Source organism: Streptosporangium sp. NPDC049644, assembly GCF_040675205.1.
In the GTDB taxonomy this organism is placed as follows: Bacteria; Actinomycetota; Actinomycetes; order Streptosporangiales; family Streptosporangiaceae; genus Streptosporangium; species Streptosporangium fukuiense.
Genome location: NZ_JBFAOJ010000075.1, coordinates 34,090 through 50,034, shown reverse-complemented (window position 1 = coordinate 50,034; position 15,945 = coordinate 34,090). Strand labels below are relative to the sequence as shown.

Sequence of the window (15,945 nt, the reverse complement as noted above, 5' to 3'; positions counted from 1 at the left end):
GGGTTCGGTCGCCAGACGGGCAAGTGCACCCGCACCCCCCGCGCCCGCCGCCCCGGGGGGGGCGGCGCTCTCGGTGTCCCATGGTCGGTCGTCGGCCCCGGTCAGCCGCTCGCCCCGGTGTCGATGTCGCCGTCGGGCGCGGTCGGCGGGGCACCGGGCGTCTCGGGCGCGGAAAGGGGACTCTCCTGCTTGGCGGGCTGGGCGGCCGCCTCGGCCGCGGGGGCCCCGTCGGACAGCAGGCGCTCCAGCCTCGGGCCGCTGAGCCGCAGGAACTTGCGATGCGGCCGGTTCCGGTCCAGGACCGCGACCTCCAGCTGGCTCGCCGGGAAGCGTTCGCCGCCCGGCTCGGTCAGGGCGAACAGTGCCGCCTCCAGGGCCTCGGCCAGCGACAGGCCGTCGCGGTAGTGCTCCTTGAGCCGGCCGGCCACCGCCTCGGCCTGGCCGCCCATGGCCACCAGACCCGCCTCGTCGAAGACCGAGCCGTCGAAGGTCAGCCGGTAGATGTGGTCCTCCTCGGAGGAGTCACCGACTTCGGCGACCACGATCTCCACCTCGAACGGCTTCAGCGACTCGGTGAAGATCTGGCCGAGATTCTGCGCGTAGAGGTTGGCCAGGCCGCGGGCGGTGACGTCGTCACGGGCGTAGGTGTAGCCGTTGATGTCGGCGTAGCGGATGCCGCCGAGGCGCAGTGCCTCGAACTCGTTGTAACGGCCCACCGCGGCGAAGCCGATCTTGTCGTAGATCTCGCTGATCTTGTGCAGGGCGCGGGACGGGTTGGGCGCGACGAACAGGATGCCGTCCTCGTACTGCAGGACGACGACACTACGGCCCCGCGCGATCCCCTTGCGCGCGTAGTCCGCCTTGTCTCGCATCTGCTGCTCGGGCGAGACATATCCAAAAGGCATGGACACCTGGGGTGATCCTCTCGTGTTAACGCAGCGGGGCGATGGGGCCGTCGGGGAAGTTCGTTCTGGCGTCGATCACGGCCCGGGCGAACTCACCCACCTCCTCGTCGGGAAGTCGGCGGTATCCGTCGGCGGTGATCACCGCGACGACGGGCCAGATCTTGCGGATCACATCGGGGCCGCCGGTCGCCGAGTCGTCGTCGGCCGCGTCGTAGAGGGCGTGAATCAGCGTCAGCACGGTGTCCTCGGGCGAGGCGCCCTCGCGGTAGAGCTTCTTCAGCGCACCCCGTGCGAAGATCGAGCCGGACCCGATCGCATGGTGCTGGTGCTGTTCGTAGGGGCCACCGCCCACGTCGTAGCTGAAGATCCGGCCACCGTCGACATCGGGGTCGTAGGCGGCGAAGAGCGGCACGACCGCGAGTCCCTGCATCGCCATCGGCAGGTTGCCGCGGATCATCGTGGCGAGCCGGTTTGCCTTACCCGCCACCGAGAGTGTGCGGCCCTCCCGCTTCTCGTAGTGCTCGAGTTCCACCCGGTAGAGGCGGGCCATCTCGATCCCGGCGCTCGCCACCCCCGCGATGCCCATGCCCGAGTAGTCGTCCGTGCGGAACACCTTCTCCATGTCACGCTGAGAGATGATGTTTCCCGAGGTCGCCCGGCGGTCTCCCGCGATCACCACGCCACCGGCGCATATCGCCGCGACGATCGTGGTGGCATGCGGGATCTGGTCACCCACCGGGGTCGCCAGGGTCTCGTTACGGCCAGGCAACAAGTCCGGCGAATGGGACCTGACGAACTCGGTGAACGAGGAGCTCCCGGTGTCGGTAAAGATATGGTTCACCATGCCGGCGGGCAGGTCCCTGTGCGATCCCACGCGACTCCCTCCAAAGGTGCGGTCCTTTAAGGCCCGACCTTACTCATCTTGCCGTCCTGCTTGCACTTCCCTGGATCAGCTCAGCGCGAACCCACCTCCGCCGGGCTTTTGAATCTTTACGGGCGACTACATCCGTGTAGTGGCCGAGTCTTCGCGACATGCCCGCTCCCCGGCCCGCCTCCGGGCGCGCGGGCGGGCGAACCTTGGTGTCGACGCCGGGCGCGAGCCGCGCGGCCCGCCTCCGGGCGGGCGGGCGGGCCGGAGACCCACCCGGTGCCCGGGCCCCCTCCTCCCGCTGCTCCGCTCTCCCGCCCGGTGGATCGAGCGGAAGCCACCTCGCTCGGCGAACACCCGACCGACGTCGGCCTCGATGACGTCTCTCGGTGATGCCATGGCCCGGTTTCGCCGGTAGCCGCGCTCGCCGCCGTGGTTCTTGACTTCGCCTGCCCTCTTCATCCGGTCGCGACAGGGCCTGCGGTGAGAAGTCAGTCCATCTGGTCGTGCTCGGTCACGGCTGAATTCGGCCTACGGCCTGGCCGCCCGTCATCTCCGGCGATATTCGCGGCCGGTGGAACCCTCCGGCCGCTCCACGCCGGCTTTTCCCGCGCGGCCCCCTACTCTCCGCCCTTTTGCACGTAGCTCCTAACGAATTCCTCCGCGTTCTCCTCAAGAACCTCGTCGATCTCGTCGAGGATCGCGTCGACGTCGTCGGAGAGCTTCTCGTGACGCTCCTGGACGTCGGAGGTCTCCGCCGCGGCGGTCTCCTCGACTTCCTTGTCGGTACGGCCGGTCTGCTTCTGGCCGCCGGTGTCCTTACTTGCCATCTGTGGCACCTCCGCCTGGGGGACGCATCTGACTCATATCTTCCCCGAACCGGACGACATTGCGCGCGGATCGTCCCGCGATCTTTACGGGAGCTCCCCTGCTCCGTCCCGGGGTACCTCCCGCCAGGAAACCTCCCCAGGGGCTCCACGGCAAACCCCCTCCGGCCCGTTCTCCTGGACGAGATGCCGCCCGACTCGGGCAGGCCACCGCCCTGGTCGGCCCTGTGTGACCACCATCACCCTCGAATCGGGGCTTATCCGGCGCCCACGGGAAGGTGGGGAACGTTCCAAGTAGGCCTATCGGATTGAAAACTGCGATCATTGAGGGGTGAGCACCATCATCGCGCGCAGGTACAAGCTCGTCTCCCGCGTCGGCCAGGGGGCGACCGGCGTCGTCTGGCGCGCATACGACCTGCTTCTGGAGCGAGAGGTGGCCCTCAAGGAGATACCCCTGCCACCTGGACCCGCCGCGGCCGAGCAGCGGCGGCGGGTGGTCCGGGAGGCGCGGATGGCGGCACGGCTGAGCCACCGTGGCATCGTGACGGTGCACAACCTGACCGAGGAGGCCGAGCGCCTCTGGATCGTCATGGAGTTCCTGGAAGCCCTCACGCTGCACGACACGCTCGTGCAGGCGGGCCCGCTCCCGGTCGACCTGGTGGCCGCGATGGGGTGCCGCCTGCTTGACGCGCTGCGGCACGCGCATGACGGCGGAGTGATCCACCGCGACATCAAGCCGGCCAACATCATGCTGACCGGTGATCGGGTGGTGCTGGCCGACTTCGGGTTCGCGGCACCGGAGGGCGCGGCCACGACCTCGATGCGGGGCACGCCGGCCTTCATCGCGCCGGAGGCGCTGCAGGGCAGGGGGGGCACCCGCGAGGCGGACATGTGGTCGTTCGGCGCGACGCTCTACATGGCGGTGGAGGGCAGGACCCCGTTCCGTACGGTGAACTCGATGGCGTCGCTGGTGGCGGCGCTGCGGGAGCCGCCGCGCGCACCGAAGCGGGCGGGCGCCCTGGAACCCGTGCTGCGAGGGTTGCTGCGCAAGGATCCACGGGCTCGGCTGAGTGCCGAGCGGACGTCGAAGATGCTGGAGGACGTGCGCTGCTTCAGCGCGGCCTGACGCGTGTCCCGGCGTTTTCCGGCACACCCACCGGCTTCTGGGCAGTTTCTCTGAATACAAAACAGGGATTTAAGGACGCGAAACAAAATTCCACCATGCCTGCGCGACTAAATTGTTACACTTAATCACCATAAGTAGCCATATAGTGCACCGTTCCAGGTGAAAATATGAATCAGCTGAGGGGCCCGGCTTCTATGTGCAACGGGTGATTCATGGGAACAGGCGCAGAGAAGGCACGTCCACTGGGTGATCGTTATCACCTGACCTCGCCGATCGGGCAGGACGGCATGGGCATTGTGTGGCGTGCCCATGATTCCCTGCTCAGGCGGAATGTGGCGATCAAGGAGATCCAGCCGCGGTTCGGCGAATACGGGGCGGACATGCGTGACGCGCGGCGGCGAGCCCTGCGCGAGGCCCGCTCGGCCGGGCGGCTCAACCATCCGGCGGTGATCTCCGTGCATGACCTGCTCGAGGAGGACGGACGGCTCTGGATCGTCATGGAGCTGCTGGAGGCCCTCACGCTCAAGGAGACGGTGCGGCACATGGGCCACCTGCCGATCCACTGGGTGGCGTGGATCGGCTTCCAGTTGCTGGGCGGGCTGCGCCACGCGCACGGGGCCGGCGTCCTGCACCGGTCCATCAACCCGCGCAACATCCTGCTGACCGGTGATCGGGTGGTGCTGGCCGACTTCGGAATCGCGGCGCTGCACCGCGACTCGGGCACCTCCACGACCCTGCCGCTCACCCATGCTCCCGCCTTCATCGCGCCGGAACGGCTACGGGGCGGCCTGCCGACCCCGGCGGGCGACCTGTGGTCGTTCGGGGCGAGCCTGTACTTCGCGGTGGAGGGCCGGCCACCGCGCTCCGGTCACCGCCCGACGCCCCATGGCCCGGCCGCCGGCAGGAACCCGGAGGCGATGGTACGGGCGGGAGCGCTGCGTCCCGTCCTGGAAGGGCTGCTCCGGCGCGACCCGGCGGCCCGCATCAGCATGGGCCAGGCGGGTCGCATGCTGTCGGCGGTCCTGCACGCGGAGGGCGTGGCTCTGGCCCGGCCGCGACTGCCCGCGGCCCGGCTGCCACCGGACGCTTACGCGTAGCGCCTACGCACGCTTCCGGCCAGGATCGCCATCGGGCCGGACCGCCGCTTCCGCATGGACCTCGGATCGAGGGAGAGGCGGCCGGGAGCCTCCCCCTCGCGAAGCGTCACTACTCGCCGGTCAGCGCCGTCACCAGCTCCGCGGCGCTACGGCAGCGGTCGAACAGCTCGCCCACGTGGGCCTTGGTACCGCGCAGCGGCTCAAGGGTGGGCACACGCTGCAGCGACTCGCGGCCGGGGATGTCGAAGATGACCGAATCCCAGGAGGCCGCGGCCACCGACTCGCTGTACTGGCTCAGGCAGCGGCCTCGGAAGTAGGCGCGGGTGTCGTTGGGCGGCACCTCGACAGCCCTCTGGACCTCTTCCTCGGTGACCAGGCGCTGCATGCGCCCCCGGGCGACCAGCCGGTTGTAGAGCCCTCGGTCAGGGCGGATGTCGGAGTACTGAAGGTCGACGAGTTGCAGGCGCGGATGCGACCAGGAAAGACCGTCGCGGGTGCGATAACCCTCCAGGAGCTCCAGCTTGGCCACCCAGTCGAGCTCCCTGGACAGCTGCATCGGGTCGTCCGCCAGGCGGGTGAGAACCGACTCCCAGCGCTCCAGGACGTCCTTGGTGGGCTCGTCCATGCCGTTGACGCTGCGTTCCTCGGCGTACTTGCGCGCGAGTTCCAGGTATTCCATCTGGAGCTGCACCGCCGTCAGCCTGCGGCCGTCGCGCATGGGGATCTCGTACTTGAGCGTCGGATCGTGCGACACCGCGCGCAGCGCCTGGACCGGGTTGTCCACGGTGAGGTCGCGGGTGAAGTACCCGTCCTCGATCATGGCCAGGACGAGCGCGGTGGATCCCAGTTTCAGGTAGGTCGAGATCTCCGACATGTTGGCGTCACCGATGATGACGTGCAGGCGGCGGTACTTCTCCGGGTCGGCGTGCGGCTCGTCCCGGGTGTTGATGATCGGCCGCTTGAGCGTCGTCTCCAGGCCCACCTCGACCTCGAAGAAGTCGGCCCGCTGGCTGATCTGGAAGCCCTCACCCCGGGAGTCCTGGCCGATGCCGACCTTGCCCGCGCCGGTGACGACCTGCCGGGAGACGAAGAACGGCGTCAGGTGCCTGACGATGTCGGCGAACGAGGTCGCCCGGCGCATGAGGTAGTTCTCGTGGCAGCCGTAGGAGGCGCCCTTGTTGTCGGTGTTGTTCTTGTAAAGCTGGATCGGGGCGTTGGCCGGCATCGCCGAGGCGCGAACCGCCGCGTCGTGCATCACCCGCTCGCCTGCCTTGTCCCAGATCACCGCCGCCCGAGGGTTGGTGCACTCGGGCGTGGAGTATTCGGGGTGGGCATGGTCCACGTACAACCGGGCCCCGTTGGTGAGGATCACGTTCGCCAGGCCGAGGTCCTCGTCGGTCAGCTGGCTCTGGTCGGCCACCTCCCGCGCGAGGTCGAACCCCCGCGCGTCGCGCAACGGATTCTCCTCCTCGAAGTCCCATCGCGCGCGCCGCGCTCTGGCCGCCGAGGCCGCCAGATAGGCGTTCACGACCTGAGAGGAGGTCACCATCGCGTTGGCCCCCGGCTGTCCGGGCACGGAGATGCCGTATTCGGTCTCGATGCCCATCACCCGCCGTACCGTCATGCGCACCCTCTGTTCATCAGGGACTGTTTCTCTCCGAGGTATCTATTCCCGACCCTAGACCCTTCACTATGCCCGGTGGTCGGACAGTTATGGCACCGAAGCCTTTTCGCCCGTTGCGAGGGGGATCGAGGAGAACCCGGGAGGCTGTGCGGGCGACGCCTGTCCGGCCTTCCCGCGCCTCCTCGACTTGACGAACTCCTGGAGGGGACGCTCGGCCACCCGGTACACCAGGTAGGAGAACGCCATCGCGGCCAGCACGGTGACCAGAGCGGTCAGCGGCGGTGGCAGCGTGTCCCGCAGGGCCGGGACGATCAGGACGGCGGCCGCGGTGTGGAAGAGGTAGAGCGGGTAGGTGAGCGCTCCCAGGACCACCAGGCCGCGCCAGCGCAGCCGACGCAGCCAGCCGAGCGCCACCATCGCCATGAGTACGTAGAAGCCGACCACCGTGGCGACGACGGCCCAGTCGGGCACGGGCATCGCGGCGTAGCCGACCTTCTCCACCCGCCCGGCCACCCGATCGAGCGCCGCGCTGACGGCCAGGCCGCCGCTGATCCCGGCCAGACACCACAGGACCAGCCTGGGACCGAATCTGGTCATCAGGAAGAACGCCATGCCACCGACGAAGTAGGCCGCGTACTTGGGCATGATCACGAGTTCGACCCACGCCTCATCGCTTCCCGCGAAGAAACCCGCGGCCAGGAGCCAGACGCCCATGAAGGCCAGGCAGCGGTTGAGCGTGACCCCGGTGATCACCAGGATCGAGATCAGCACGTAGAAGCGGAGCTCCACCCAGAGCGACCAGTAGACACCGTTGGCGTCATAGACGCCGAAGGCCCGCTGAAGCATGGTGAGATTGACTCCGTACTCGCCGAGGCTGAGTTTGGGGTCCAGGGCCGTGGCCGCGGTCAGCCCGTAGACCGCGGCGGTCACCACCACGCTGACCCAGTAGGCGGGAAAGAGCCGCACCAGCCGGGAGAGGGCGAACGCCCCCAGCCCCCGGCCCCAGATGCTCATCAGGATCACGAAACCGCTGATCATGAAGAACAGCTCGACACCGAGGATGCCGAGTCCGGAGATCGTGGAGATCGCCGGGAACAACTTGGCGGGACGGTCGCCCCACACCGAGGCGAAGGCGATGAAGTAGTGGAAGGCGAGCACCGCCATGGCGGCGGCGAAGCGCAGGAGGTCGAGTTCGGCGAGGCGGCCGCTTCCCCGAAGCGCCTCGCGAGACCCCGTGCCGGTCACCTGGCGGCCGGGCCGGAATGTTCACGCACGCCACTTGGACGGCGCTTCGATCATTCGGGTTCCCTGTGACGGCTGTTGATTTCCGATCGCTTTCGGGACGGATGTGACCGAAGGTACGGATGGGGACGGATCCGCACCGCCGAATACGAGCAACAAAGGGCAAAAAAGCGACAAAATTCTTTTAAAGCCGCAAAACATAGCAAAGCTGGGCAAAAACCTGGCGAGACGCCGACGGCGCGGCCTCCCGGGGGAGGTCGCGCCGTCGATCGGCACGCGTGCCGCCGTTACAGGTACTGACCGGTGTTGGCCACCGTGTCGATGGAACGCCCGGCCTCGGTGCCCTGCTTGCCCGTCACGAGGGTGCGGATGTAGACGATCCGCTCGCCCTTCTTGCCGGAGATGCGGGCCCAGTCGTCGGGGTTGGTGGTGTTGGGCAGGTCCTCGTTCTCGGAGAACTCGTCCACGCAGGCCGCCAGCAGATGCTGGATCCGCAGACCCTTCTGCCCGGTCTCCAGGAACTGCTTGATCGCCATCTTCTTGCCGCGGTCGACGATGTTCTGGATCATCGCGCCGGAGTTGAAGTCCTTGAAGTACAGGACCTCCTTGTCCCCGTTGGCGTAGGTCACCTCAAGGAAGCGGTTCTCCTCGCTCTCGGTGTACATCCGCTCGACGACCCGCTGGATCATCCCGAAGATGGTCTCCTGGCGGTTCCCGCCGTGCTCGGAGAGGTCCTCGGAGTGGAGCGGGAGCTCCGCGATGAGGTACTTCGAGAAGATGTCCCTGGCCGCCTCGGCGTCCGGCCGCTCAATCTTGATCTTGACGTCCAGGCGGCCGGGCCGCAGGATCGCCGGGTCGATCATGTCCTCACGGTTGGAGGCGCCGATCACGATGACGTTCTCCAGGCCCTCGACGCCGTCGATCTCCGACAGGAGCTGGGGAACGATGGTGTTCTCGACGTCGGAGGAGACGCCCGAGCCTCGGGTCCGGAAGATCGAGTCCATCTCGTCGAAGAACACGATCACCGGGGTGCCCTCGGAGGCCTTCTCCCGGGCCCGCTGGAAGACCAGGCGGATGTGCCGCTCGGTCTCACCGACGTACTTGTTGAGAAGCTCGGGCCCCTTGATGTTGAGGAAGAAGCTCTTTCCGGACTGGCCGGTCTTCTCCGCGACCTGCTTGGCCAGGGAGTTGGCGACGGCCTTGGCGATGAGCGTCTTGCCACAGCCGGGCGGTCCGTAGAGCAGGACGCCCTTGGGTGGGCGGAGCTTGTGCTCACGGAAGAGGTCGGCGTGCAGGTACGGGAGCTCGATGGCGTCCCGGATCTGCTCGATCTGCCGCATCAGCCCGCCGATCTCCTCGTAGGAGATGTCGGGCACCTCCTCCAGGACGAGCTCCTCGACCTCGGACTTGGGGATGCGCTCGTAGACGTAGCCGGAACGGGGTTCGAGCAACAGGGAGTCGCCTGCCCGGATCGGCTGGCCCACCAGCGACTCGGCGAGCTTCACCACCCGCTCCTCGTCGGCATGCGAGATCACCAAGGCGCGCTGGCCATCCTCAAGAAGCTCCTTGAGCATCACGATCTCGCCGAGTTCCTCGAAACCGAGGGCCTCGACCACGTTGAGCGCCTCGTTGAGCATGACCTCCTGGCCGCGCTTCAGCGAGTCGACGTCCACCGCCGGACTGACGTTCACCCTGAGTTTGCGGCCCCCGGTGAAAACCTCCACCGTGCCGTCTTCTCTGGTTTCGAGGAACACGCCGAACCCGGATGGCGGCTGCGCCAACCGGTCTACTTCCTCCTTCAAGGCGACGATCTGGTCTCTGGCCTCCTTGAGGGTGGCCACCAGACGCTCGTTCTGGCCGGTTACGGCCGCGAGGTTCGCCTGCAAGTCATGGAGACGCTCTTCAAGGATCCTGGCCTGCCGGGGAGACTCCGTCAGCTTCCGACGCAACACGGTGATCTCCTCCTGCAGGAAGGAGACCTGTGTTGTGAGGTCAGCGACCTCCCGTTCGCGCTGCGCGGCTCGAGCCTCAGCGTCGTCGCGAGCTGCCACGGCGTCACCTCCTTCCCAGTCGAGACCGACTACTCGAAACCCTACCCATCTAAGGGCTGTCCCTTACCTGGCTGAGCAGTGTTCGTATGACTACATTAAGTGCGCGATGATTAATCCCTTTTGGTGCTTTTAGTACTAGAAGCATAAGAACACGAAGGTCCGCTCTCGTGTCACTCCCTCACGGACCGTCGTGGCCGAATCGTCATCATGTGGCGGAAGACGTGGACTCCTCACCCTGTGCACCCTTCGCCGGACGTCTACGTCGAGGTGGCGGCGTCACCCCGTCGGCCATGCGACGGGCCGTGACCAGGAAGCCGGTGTGGCCGACCATCCTGTGGTCGGGCCGCACAGCCAGCCCCTCGACATGCCAGTCACGAACCAGGGTCTCCCACGCATGGGGCTCGGTGAAACTCCCGTGCTCCCGGAGAGTTTCGACCGTACGCGACAGCTGGGTTGTGGTCGCGACATAACAGCAGATCACACCGCCAGGGGTGAGCGCCTTGGCCGCGGCGTCCACACATTCCCACGGGGCGAGCATGTCGAGGATGATCCGGTCGACGTCACTCTCGTCGAGGTCCGCGACGAAGTCGCCGACCACCAGACGCCACTGCGACATTGGGCCGCCGTAGAACTTCTCCACGTTCTTGGTGGCGATCTCGGCGAAGTCCTGGCGCCGCTCGTAGGAGGTGACGGTGCCCTCGGAACCCACCGCGCGCAGCAGGAAGCAGGTGAGCGCGCCGGAGCCGACCCCCGCCTCCACCACCCGGGCACCCGGGAAGATGTCGGCCATGGCCACGATCTGCGCCGAGTCCTTGGGGTAGATGACCGCCGCGCCGCGCGGCATGGAGAGCGTGTAGTCCTGAAGCAGGTGCCTGAACGCCAGATACTGGGTGCCCCCGGACGAACGCACCACCGAGCCCTCGGGCCGGCCGATCAGCTCACTGTGCGGGATCCCGCCCTTGTGCGTGTGGAACACGCCGTCTTCCTTCAGCGTCACCGTATGACGCTTGTTCTTGGGGTCGGTGAGCTGAACCTGATCCCCGGCCTGAAACGGCCCATGCCTGCGAAAACCCATGACCGCAAGGTTAACGGCGCGCGACCGCGGCCGATCCCGCCTCGATCCGGGAGCGGCGATCGAGCAGGGGGAGAGGGACACGACTGTCCGTAACAGACGGAGAGCTACGATCCGTAAAATAGTTAGCCCCGCTATAGGAGAACTGGTAGCTGTTGTCGCATGTTTCCCCAAGATGTGGTTCCGGCAGGCCCCGTCGTGCTGAGGCCGCTCTCCCCCGCCGATACCGAAGCGATCGTCCGCGCCTGCGCGGACCCGGAGATCGTCCGTTTCCTCCCCCTGGTGCCCGTGCCCTACACCCGGGACGACGCGCTCCAGTACCTGGAGGTGGCCGAGGAGGACTGGAAGGCCGGGGGAGCCGCGTTCGCCATCGCGGACGCGGAGACGGACGAGTGGCTGGGCAACATCGGCCTCAAGCCCTCCCGCCTGCGGAGCACCAACGAGATCGGCTACCTGGTCGCCCCATGGGCGCGGGGCCGGGGGGTGGCCACGGCCGCCGCCGCCGCGCTGGCCGGATGGGCCTTCGGCCACGGGGTGGAACGCGTCGAACTCCTCGCCGACGTGGAGAACCTGGCCAGCCAGCGGGTGGCCCTGGCCGCCGGCTTCCAGCGCGAGGGCGTGCGACGCGGGGCCGAGCAGCAGCGTGACGGCACCCGCCGCGACCTGGTGTCCTTCGCACGCCTGCGGGGCGACTCCGGCGAGCGCGTGGCGCCGCTCCTGCCGGACTTCCCCGGCGGCTCGCTGACCGACGGGGTCGTACGGCTGCGGCCGCTCACTCCCGCCGACGCCGCCGACTACCTGGCGCTGCGCAACCTGCCCGACGTCGTGAGGTACAGCGTCCCGCCCGAGCCCCACAGCGCCGAGGACGTCGAGGAGCGGTGCCGCACGGCGGGCGCGAACCAGCTGGCCGGCCGGGGGGTCGAGGCGGTGATCGCGGACGCCGCGACGGGCGCGTTCGCCGGGGAGATCCAGCTCTCCAACGTGATCCCGCCACTGGGGCAGGCCATGACGGGTTACAGCCTGCTGCCGGCGTTCCGCGGCAGGGGTTTCACCACCAGGGCGGTGAACCTGCTGGTCGACTGGACCTTCGAGCACACCTCCCTGAGCCGGATCATCGCGGGCACCTCCCCCGCCAACATCGCCTCGCAGCGCGTGCTGGAGCGCGCGGGCTTCACCCGCGAGGCACTGCTGCGCGGGCTGCTGCCCGGCCCCGACGGCACCCGCCTGGACGACCTGCAGTGGTACCGGCTGCGGGACGCCCCACGCTAGGGGCCGCGTTCAGTCGGCGCCGAAGTGGGCCCTGAGCCTGGCGTAGGCGGCGTCGGTGCCCTGCAGCACCCGGTCGATGTCGGCGTCGGTGTGGGCCGCGGACAGGAACCAGTTGTGCCACGGGTGGAGGTAGACGCCCTCCTGCAGGCAGGCCGCCGCCCAGAACATGCCCTTGTCCAGGGTCGCGTCCCCCTCGAAGGAGAGCCAGGGGATCTGCACCGGGCCGGTCTGGTTGACCGTGAAGCCGTGGGAGGCGGCCTGGGCGGCGAGGCCCTCACGCAGGCGGGTGCCCGCGCGCTCCATCAGGGCGATGCCGTCGATGTCGCGCAGCGTCTCGATGGTGGCCTTGGCCGCGGCCATCGGAGCGGCGTTGAACCAGAAGGAACCCGTGGAGTAGAGCGTCTGGGCGGGTCCCCGCAGGGCGTCCACCCCGGTGACGGCGGCGATCGGGTGGCCGTTGGCCATGGCCTTGCTGAAGGCGTACAGGTCGGGGCGCACGCCCAGCGGCTCCCAGGAGCCGCCGAGGTCGATCCGCCAGCCACCGCGCACGTCGTCGATCACCAGGGCGGCGCCGATCCGGTCGGCCAGCGCCCGCACCCCCCGGGCGAACTCCGCGGCGACGAGTTCCTGGTCCTCGAACGAGTCGTGCTTGAACGGCGTCACGATGATCGCGGCGACATCGCCCTCCGCCTGCGCCGCGGCGGCCTCGACGCTGGCGAGGTCGTTGTAGGTGAACTCGACCAGGTCCGCGCGCTCGCTGGGGGTGGTCCCCGCCGTACTGGGCGTGCACCACGGGTCGGCCCCGTGGTAGGCGCCGTGCGCCATGAGGACCTTAGTCCTGCCGGTGGCGGCGCGGGCCACCATCAGGGCCTGGGTGGTGGCATCGGTGCCGTTTTTGGAGAACATCGCCCAGTCGGCCTGCGGGACGGTGTCCACCAGGAGTTCGGCGAGCTCCACATAGACGGGGCCGGGGCCGTTGAGGCAGTCGCCCACGGCGAGCTGGGCCGTGACGGCGGCCTCGACCGCGGGGTGGCGGTGGCCGAGCACGACGGGACCCCAGGAGCACATGAGGTCGACGTACTCGCGCCCGTCGGCGTCCCGCTGGCGGCAACCCTCGCCGCCGACGAAGAACTGCGGGTAGGCGGGGCCGTGCAGGGCCGCGTTGAGGTGGCCGTACATGCCGCCGGGGACGACCTTGGCGGCCCGCTCCCTGAGTCTGGCGTCGATGGACATGCGGCGTCCTTTCAGATCCGGATCGGTTCGTGCGCTTCGCTGCCGTACCCGGCCGCGAGCGGCGGGATCACTTCTCCTCACGTAGTGCGCGCGCCCCGTCCAGGCCGGCGTCCGACCCCAGGCCGCCCGCGACGCGGGCGGCCAGCTCGGTGCCGAGCCGTGCCGCGCCGGCCACGTCACGGCCGTCGACCAGACCGGCGATGAACCCGGCGCAGTAGGCGTCACCGCACCCCGTGGTGTCGACCACTTCGACGTCGAGGGCGGGAACGCGGGTGACGCCCTCCGCCTCGGCTATCAGACTTCCGTCCGCACCGAGCGTGACCAGGACCGCCGAGGGCCCCTCCCCCAGCAGGGCCAGCGCGGCCTCCTCCGCACTGCCCGCGCCGCTCATCAGCAGTGCCTGCTCCTCGTTGGGCAGAAGGTAGTCGACGTGCGGGAGAAAGCTCCGAACCCCCTGCATGAGGTCCGGCATATTAGACAGAAGGTCCATTGTGATGATCGTGCCCGCCGCGCGCGCCTCGTCGAGCAGCGCGAAGAAGGCGGGGTCGTACAGACCCCAGGTCACGTCCATGCCCCCCAGGTGCACGACGCGCGCGCCGAGGATCCGCTCGCGTCCGACGTCGGCGACCACCAGGCCCAGGTTGGCTCCGGGGACGTGGAAGGACGGGCGCCCGCCGTCCGGGCGGATGGGCAGGATCGAGGCGGCCGTCTGCTCTCCCCGCCTGCGGACCACCCCGGTCACGTCGACGCCGCGCCGCCCCATCATCATGACGAGCAGGTCTCCGAGCTCGTCGTCGCCGACCGCCCCCACCGAGGCCACCGGGACACCGAGCGCGGCCAGGTCGACGGCGGTCGCGGCCGCGGCACCCGCGGCCGTGACGCGGATCTGCTCCAGCAGGTGGGTGTCCTGCCCGGCGGGAATCGACTCCACCGGCCTGGCGAGCACGTCCACGATGTGCACCCCGAGGGCTACGACGGTCATAGCGAGTCCTCCTCATGTCTTCAGCGGATAATAGACGGGCGACCGACTACAATGTCAACGGATTCCGTTCGGGAGGGAACCGAGTTGCCAAAGATCGTCGATCATGGGGAGCGTCGCGAGGAGGTCATCGAGGCCGCTCGCCGCATCATCCTGCGCGAGGGCATCGAGGCCGCCACGACCAGGGCGATCGCCAAGGAGGCCGGCTACTCCAACGGCGTGCTGACCCACTACTTCGCCGACAAGGACGACATCATGCTGTCGGCGCTGCGCTCCTCGCACCGGCGCATCGTGGAGCGCCTGCGCGGCAAGCTGGCCGGCCTCACCGGGCTGGCGGCGCTACGCGAGCTCCTCCTCGACAACCTGCCACTGGACGAGGAGCGCACCCGGGAGAGCGGGCTGGAGGTCGGCTTCTGGGGTCGCAGCATGACCAGCCCGGCGATGCTGGAGGCGCAACGCGCCGAGGCCGAGGAGCTGCGCTACCTGGTGCGCAGCCTGCTCGGCGCCGCGGTCGCCGGTGGGGAGATCTCCACCACCGAAGACCTCGACGACGTGACCGAGCGGCTACTCGCCCTGGTCGACGGGCTGAGCGTGCACCGCCTGCTCTATCCGGACAGGGTCGGCACCGCGCGCCTGGAGCGAGTGCTCAACGCCGAACTGGACCGCCTGCGTCCCACCGGCGCGTAGCGCCCGGTCCCGTACCCGCTCGCCCCCCGTGCCCGCTCGGCTCCCGGCACGTACGCTCAGGGAGCCGAGGTCCCGGTCCGGGGCACGGGCGGAAGCTCAGGCCAGCAGGGCGTAGAGCCGGTCGGCCACCCCTCTCGCGGTGGGCCGCTTGGCCACGTCGCCGAGGCATGCCTGGACCAGATCCGACAACTCGGGCTCCAACCCCGGATCGATCGACGGCGGCGTGCTGTACACCTTTCGCAGGGTCAGCAGCGGGTCGTGGGTGGGCAGTTCCCCGTAAAGCCCGACGCCGCTCACCGCCCAGTGCAGCGTCGCGCCCAGCGACCACACGTCGCCCGCGGGGGTGGGCGTCTCCCCCTGCAGCAGCGTGGGGTCGGTGAACTCCACCGAACCGATGTCCCCCATCCCGGTCACCGTCACGCCCGGCGTCAGCACCTGCGACAGGCCCAGGTCGGAGAGCTTGCCCCCGCCGTCGGCGAGCAGCACGTTGCCGGGGCGGATGTCGCGGTGGACGATGCCCTCCTCATGCAGTGCCTGCGCCGCGTGGGCGACGCAGGCGATCGAGCGCAGCACCCGCTCACGCGACGGCCGCTCCGCAGGATGCGCCAGCGAGCCGTCCGGCAGGTACTCCATCGAGTAATAGAACACCCCGCCCTGCTGGCCGGCGTCGTAGAGCCGCACCAGATACGGGGAGCGCACCGCGGCGAACGCCTTCAACTCTCTCGTGGCCCGGCGGAAGGCGTCGTTCCCCGTACCCCCCACCACCTTCACCGCGACCAGATCCACCTCGATGGGTAACCGCTCGGGCCTTTTCGCCAAGTAGAACTCACCGTGATTACCGGCTCCCAGTGACCGGATGAACTCGTAATCGGCGATACCTTCCACAACGGTCTCCCTCCATGCCTGCGCAACGTTCGCGACGACATCCCACACACGGTAACGTCGCCTTCGCCATTCTCGGGGCT

At 68.7% G+C, this 15,945-nt stretch carries 14 protein-coding genes; 4 read left to right on the top strand and 10 right to left on the bottom strand.

Annotated features, from left to right (window positions below; all coding sequences use genetic code 11):
- Positions 1-101: 101 nt before the first annotated feature.
- From prcA to AB0J58_RS32185, 3 genes are all read right to left on the bottom strand, one after another.
- Positions 102-905: a proteasome subunit alpha gene (gene prcA, locus AB0J58_RS32195; RefSeq protein ID WP_364222919.1), complete on the bottom strand. Its 804-nt coding sequence runs from the start codon at positions 903-905 to the stop codon at positions 102-104.
- A gap of 25 nt (positions 906-930) precedes the next feature.
- Complete coding sequence (gene prcB / locus AB0J58_RS32190) at positions 931-1,749, bottom strand: proteasome subunit beta (protein ID WP_364222931.1); 819 nt, start codon at positions 1,747-1,749, stop codon at positions 931-933.
- A gap of 644 nt (positions 1,750-2,393) precedes the next feature.
- Complete coding sequence (locus AB0J58_RS32185) at positions 2,394-2,603, bottom strand: ubiquitin-like protein Pup (RefSeq protein WP_030904562.1); 210 nt, start codon at positions 2,601-2,603, stop codon at positions 2,394-2,396.
- Between the two features lie 328 nt (positions 2,604-2,931).
- Between AB0J58_RS32185 and AB0J58_RS32180 the strand changes: the two genes are divergently transcribed.
- Positions 2,932-3,726 carry a serine/threonine-protein kinase gene (locus AB0J58_RS32180; protein WP_030904564.1) on the top strand — a complete coding sequence of 265 codons (795 nt, stop codon included), beginning with the start codon at positions 2,932-2,934 and terminating at the stop codon, positions 3,724-3,726.
- Positions 3,727-3,938: 212 nt separating this feature from the next.
- On the top strand, positions 3,939-4,823 hold the full coding sequence (locus AB0J58_RS32175; protein WP_364222916.1) for a serine/threonine-protein kinase: 885 nt from the start codon (positions 3,939-3,941) through the stop codon (positions 4,821-4,823).
- A gap of 109 nt (positions 4,824-4,932) precedes the next feature.
- On the opposite strand, the gene dop is transcribed toward AB0J58_RS32175, so the two are convergent.
- The 4 genes from dop to AB0J58_RS32155 all read right to left on the bottom strand — a co-directional run bounded on the left by dop (position 4,933) and on the right by AB0J58_RS32155 (position 10,815).
- On the bottom strand, positions 4,933-6,447 hold the full coding sequence (gene dop, locus AB0J58_RS32170; RefSeq protein WP_343961180.1) for a depupylase/deamidase Dop: 1,515 nt from the start codon (positions 6,445-6,447) through the stop codon (positions 4,933-4,935).
- Positions 6,448-6,534: 87 nt separating this feature from the next.
- On the bottom strand, positions 6,535-7,692 hold the full coding sequence (locus tag AB0J58_RS32165) for an acyltransferase (RefSeq protein ID WP_364151536.1): 1,158 nt from the start codon (positions 7,690-7,692) through the stop codon (positions 6,535-6,537).
- A 284-nt stretch (positions 7,693-7,976) separates the two neighbouring features.
- Complete coding sequence (gene arc / locus AB0J58_RS32160) at positions 7,977-9,740, bottom strand: proteasome ATPase (protein WP_030904572.1); 1,764 nt, start codon at positions 9,738-9,740, stop codon at positions 7,977-7,979.
- Between the two features lie 205 nt (positions 9,741-9,945).
- Positions 9,946-10,815 carry a tRNA (adenine-N1)-methyltransferase gene (locus tag AB0J58_RS32155; protein ID WP_350919231.1) on the bottom strand — a complete coding sequence of 290 codons (870 nt, stop codon included), beginning with the start codon at positions 10,813-10,815 and terminating at the stop codon, positions 9,946-9,948.
- Positions 10,816-10,974: 159 nt separating this feature from the next.
- Between AB0J58_RS32155 and AB0J58_RS32150 the strand changes: the two genes are divergently transcribed.
- Positions 10,975-12,081, top strand: coding sequence for a GNAT family N-acetyltransferase (locus AB0J58_RS32150; protein WP_364222913.1), 1,107 nt, complete (start codon positions 10,975-10,977; stop codon positions 12,079-12,081).
- A 9-nt stretch (positions 12,082-12,090) separates the two neighbouring features.
- On the opposite strand, the gene AB0J58_RS32145 is transcribed toward AB0J58_RS32150, so the two are convergent.
- Both AB0J58_RS32145 and AB0J58_RS32140 read right to left on the bottom strand, forming a co-directional pair.
- Positions 12,091-13,314 carry an aminotransferase class III-fold pyridoxal phosphate-dependent enzyme gene (locus AB0J58_RS32145; RefSeq protein WP_364222911.1) on the bottom strand — a complete coding sequence of 408 codons (1,224 nt, stop codon included), beginning with the start codon at positions 13,312-13,314 and terminating at the stop codon, positions 12,091-12,093.
- 67 nt (positions 13,315-13,381) lie between these two features.
- On the bottom strand, positions 13,382-14,296 hold the full coding sequence (locus AB0J58_RS32140; protein ID WP_364222908.1) for a PfkB family carbohydrate kinase: 915 nt from the start codon (positions 14,294-14,296) through the stop codon (positions 13,382-13,384).
- Between the two features lie 84 nt (positions 14,297-14,380).
- On the opposite strand from AB0J58_RS32140, the gene AB0J58_RS32135 reads away from it, so the two are divergent.
- A complete protein-coding gene (locus AB0J58_RS32135; RefSeq protein ID WP_364222905.1) occupies positions 14,381-14,980 on the top strand; it encodes a TetR family transcriptional regulator C-terminal domain-containing protein in 600 nt (199 codons plus the stop codon).
- A 96-nt stretch (positions 14,981-15,076) separates the two neighbouring features.
- Here the strand turns inward: AB0J58_RS32135 and AB0J58_RS32130 are convergent, their stop codons facing one another.
- Positions 15,077-15,865: a serine/threonine-protein kinase gene (locus AB0J58_RS32130; RefSeq protein WP_364222902.1), complete on the bottom strand. Its 789-nt coding sequence runs from the start codon at positions 15,863-15,865 to the stop codon at positions 15,077-15,079.
- Positions 15,866-15,945 lie beyond the last annotated feature (80 nt).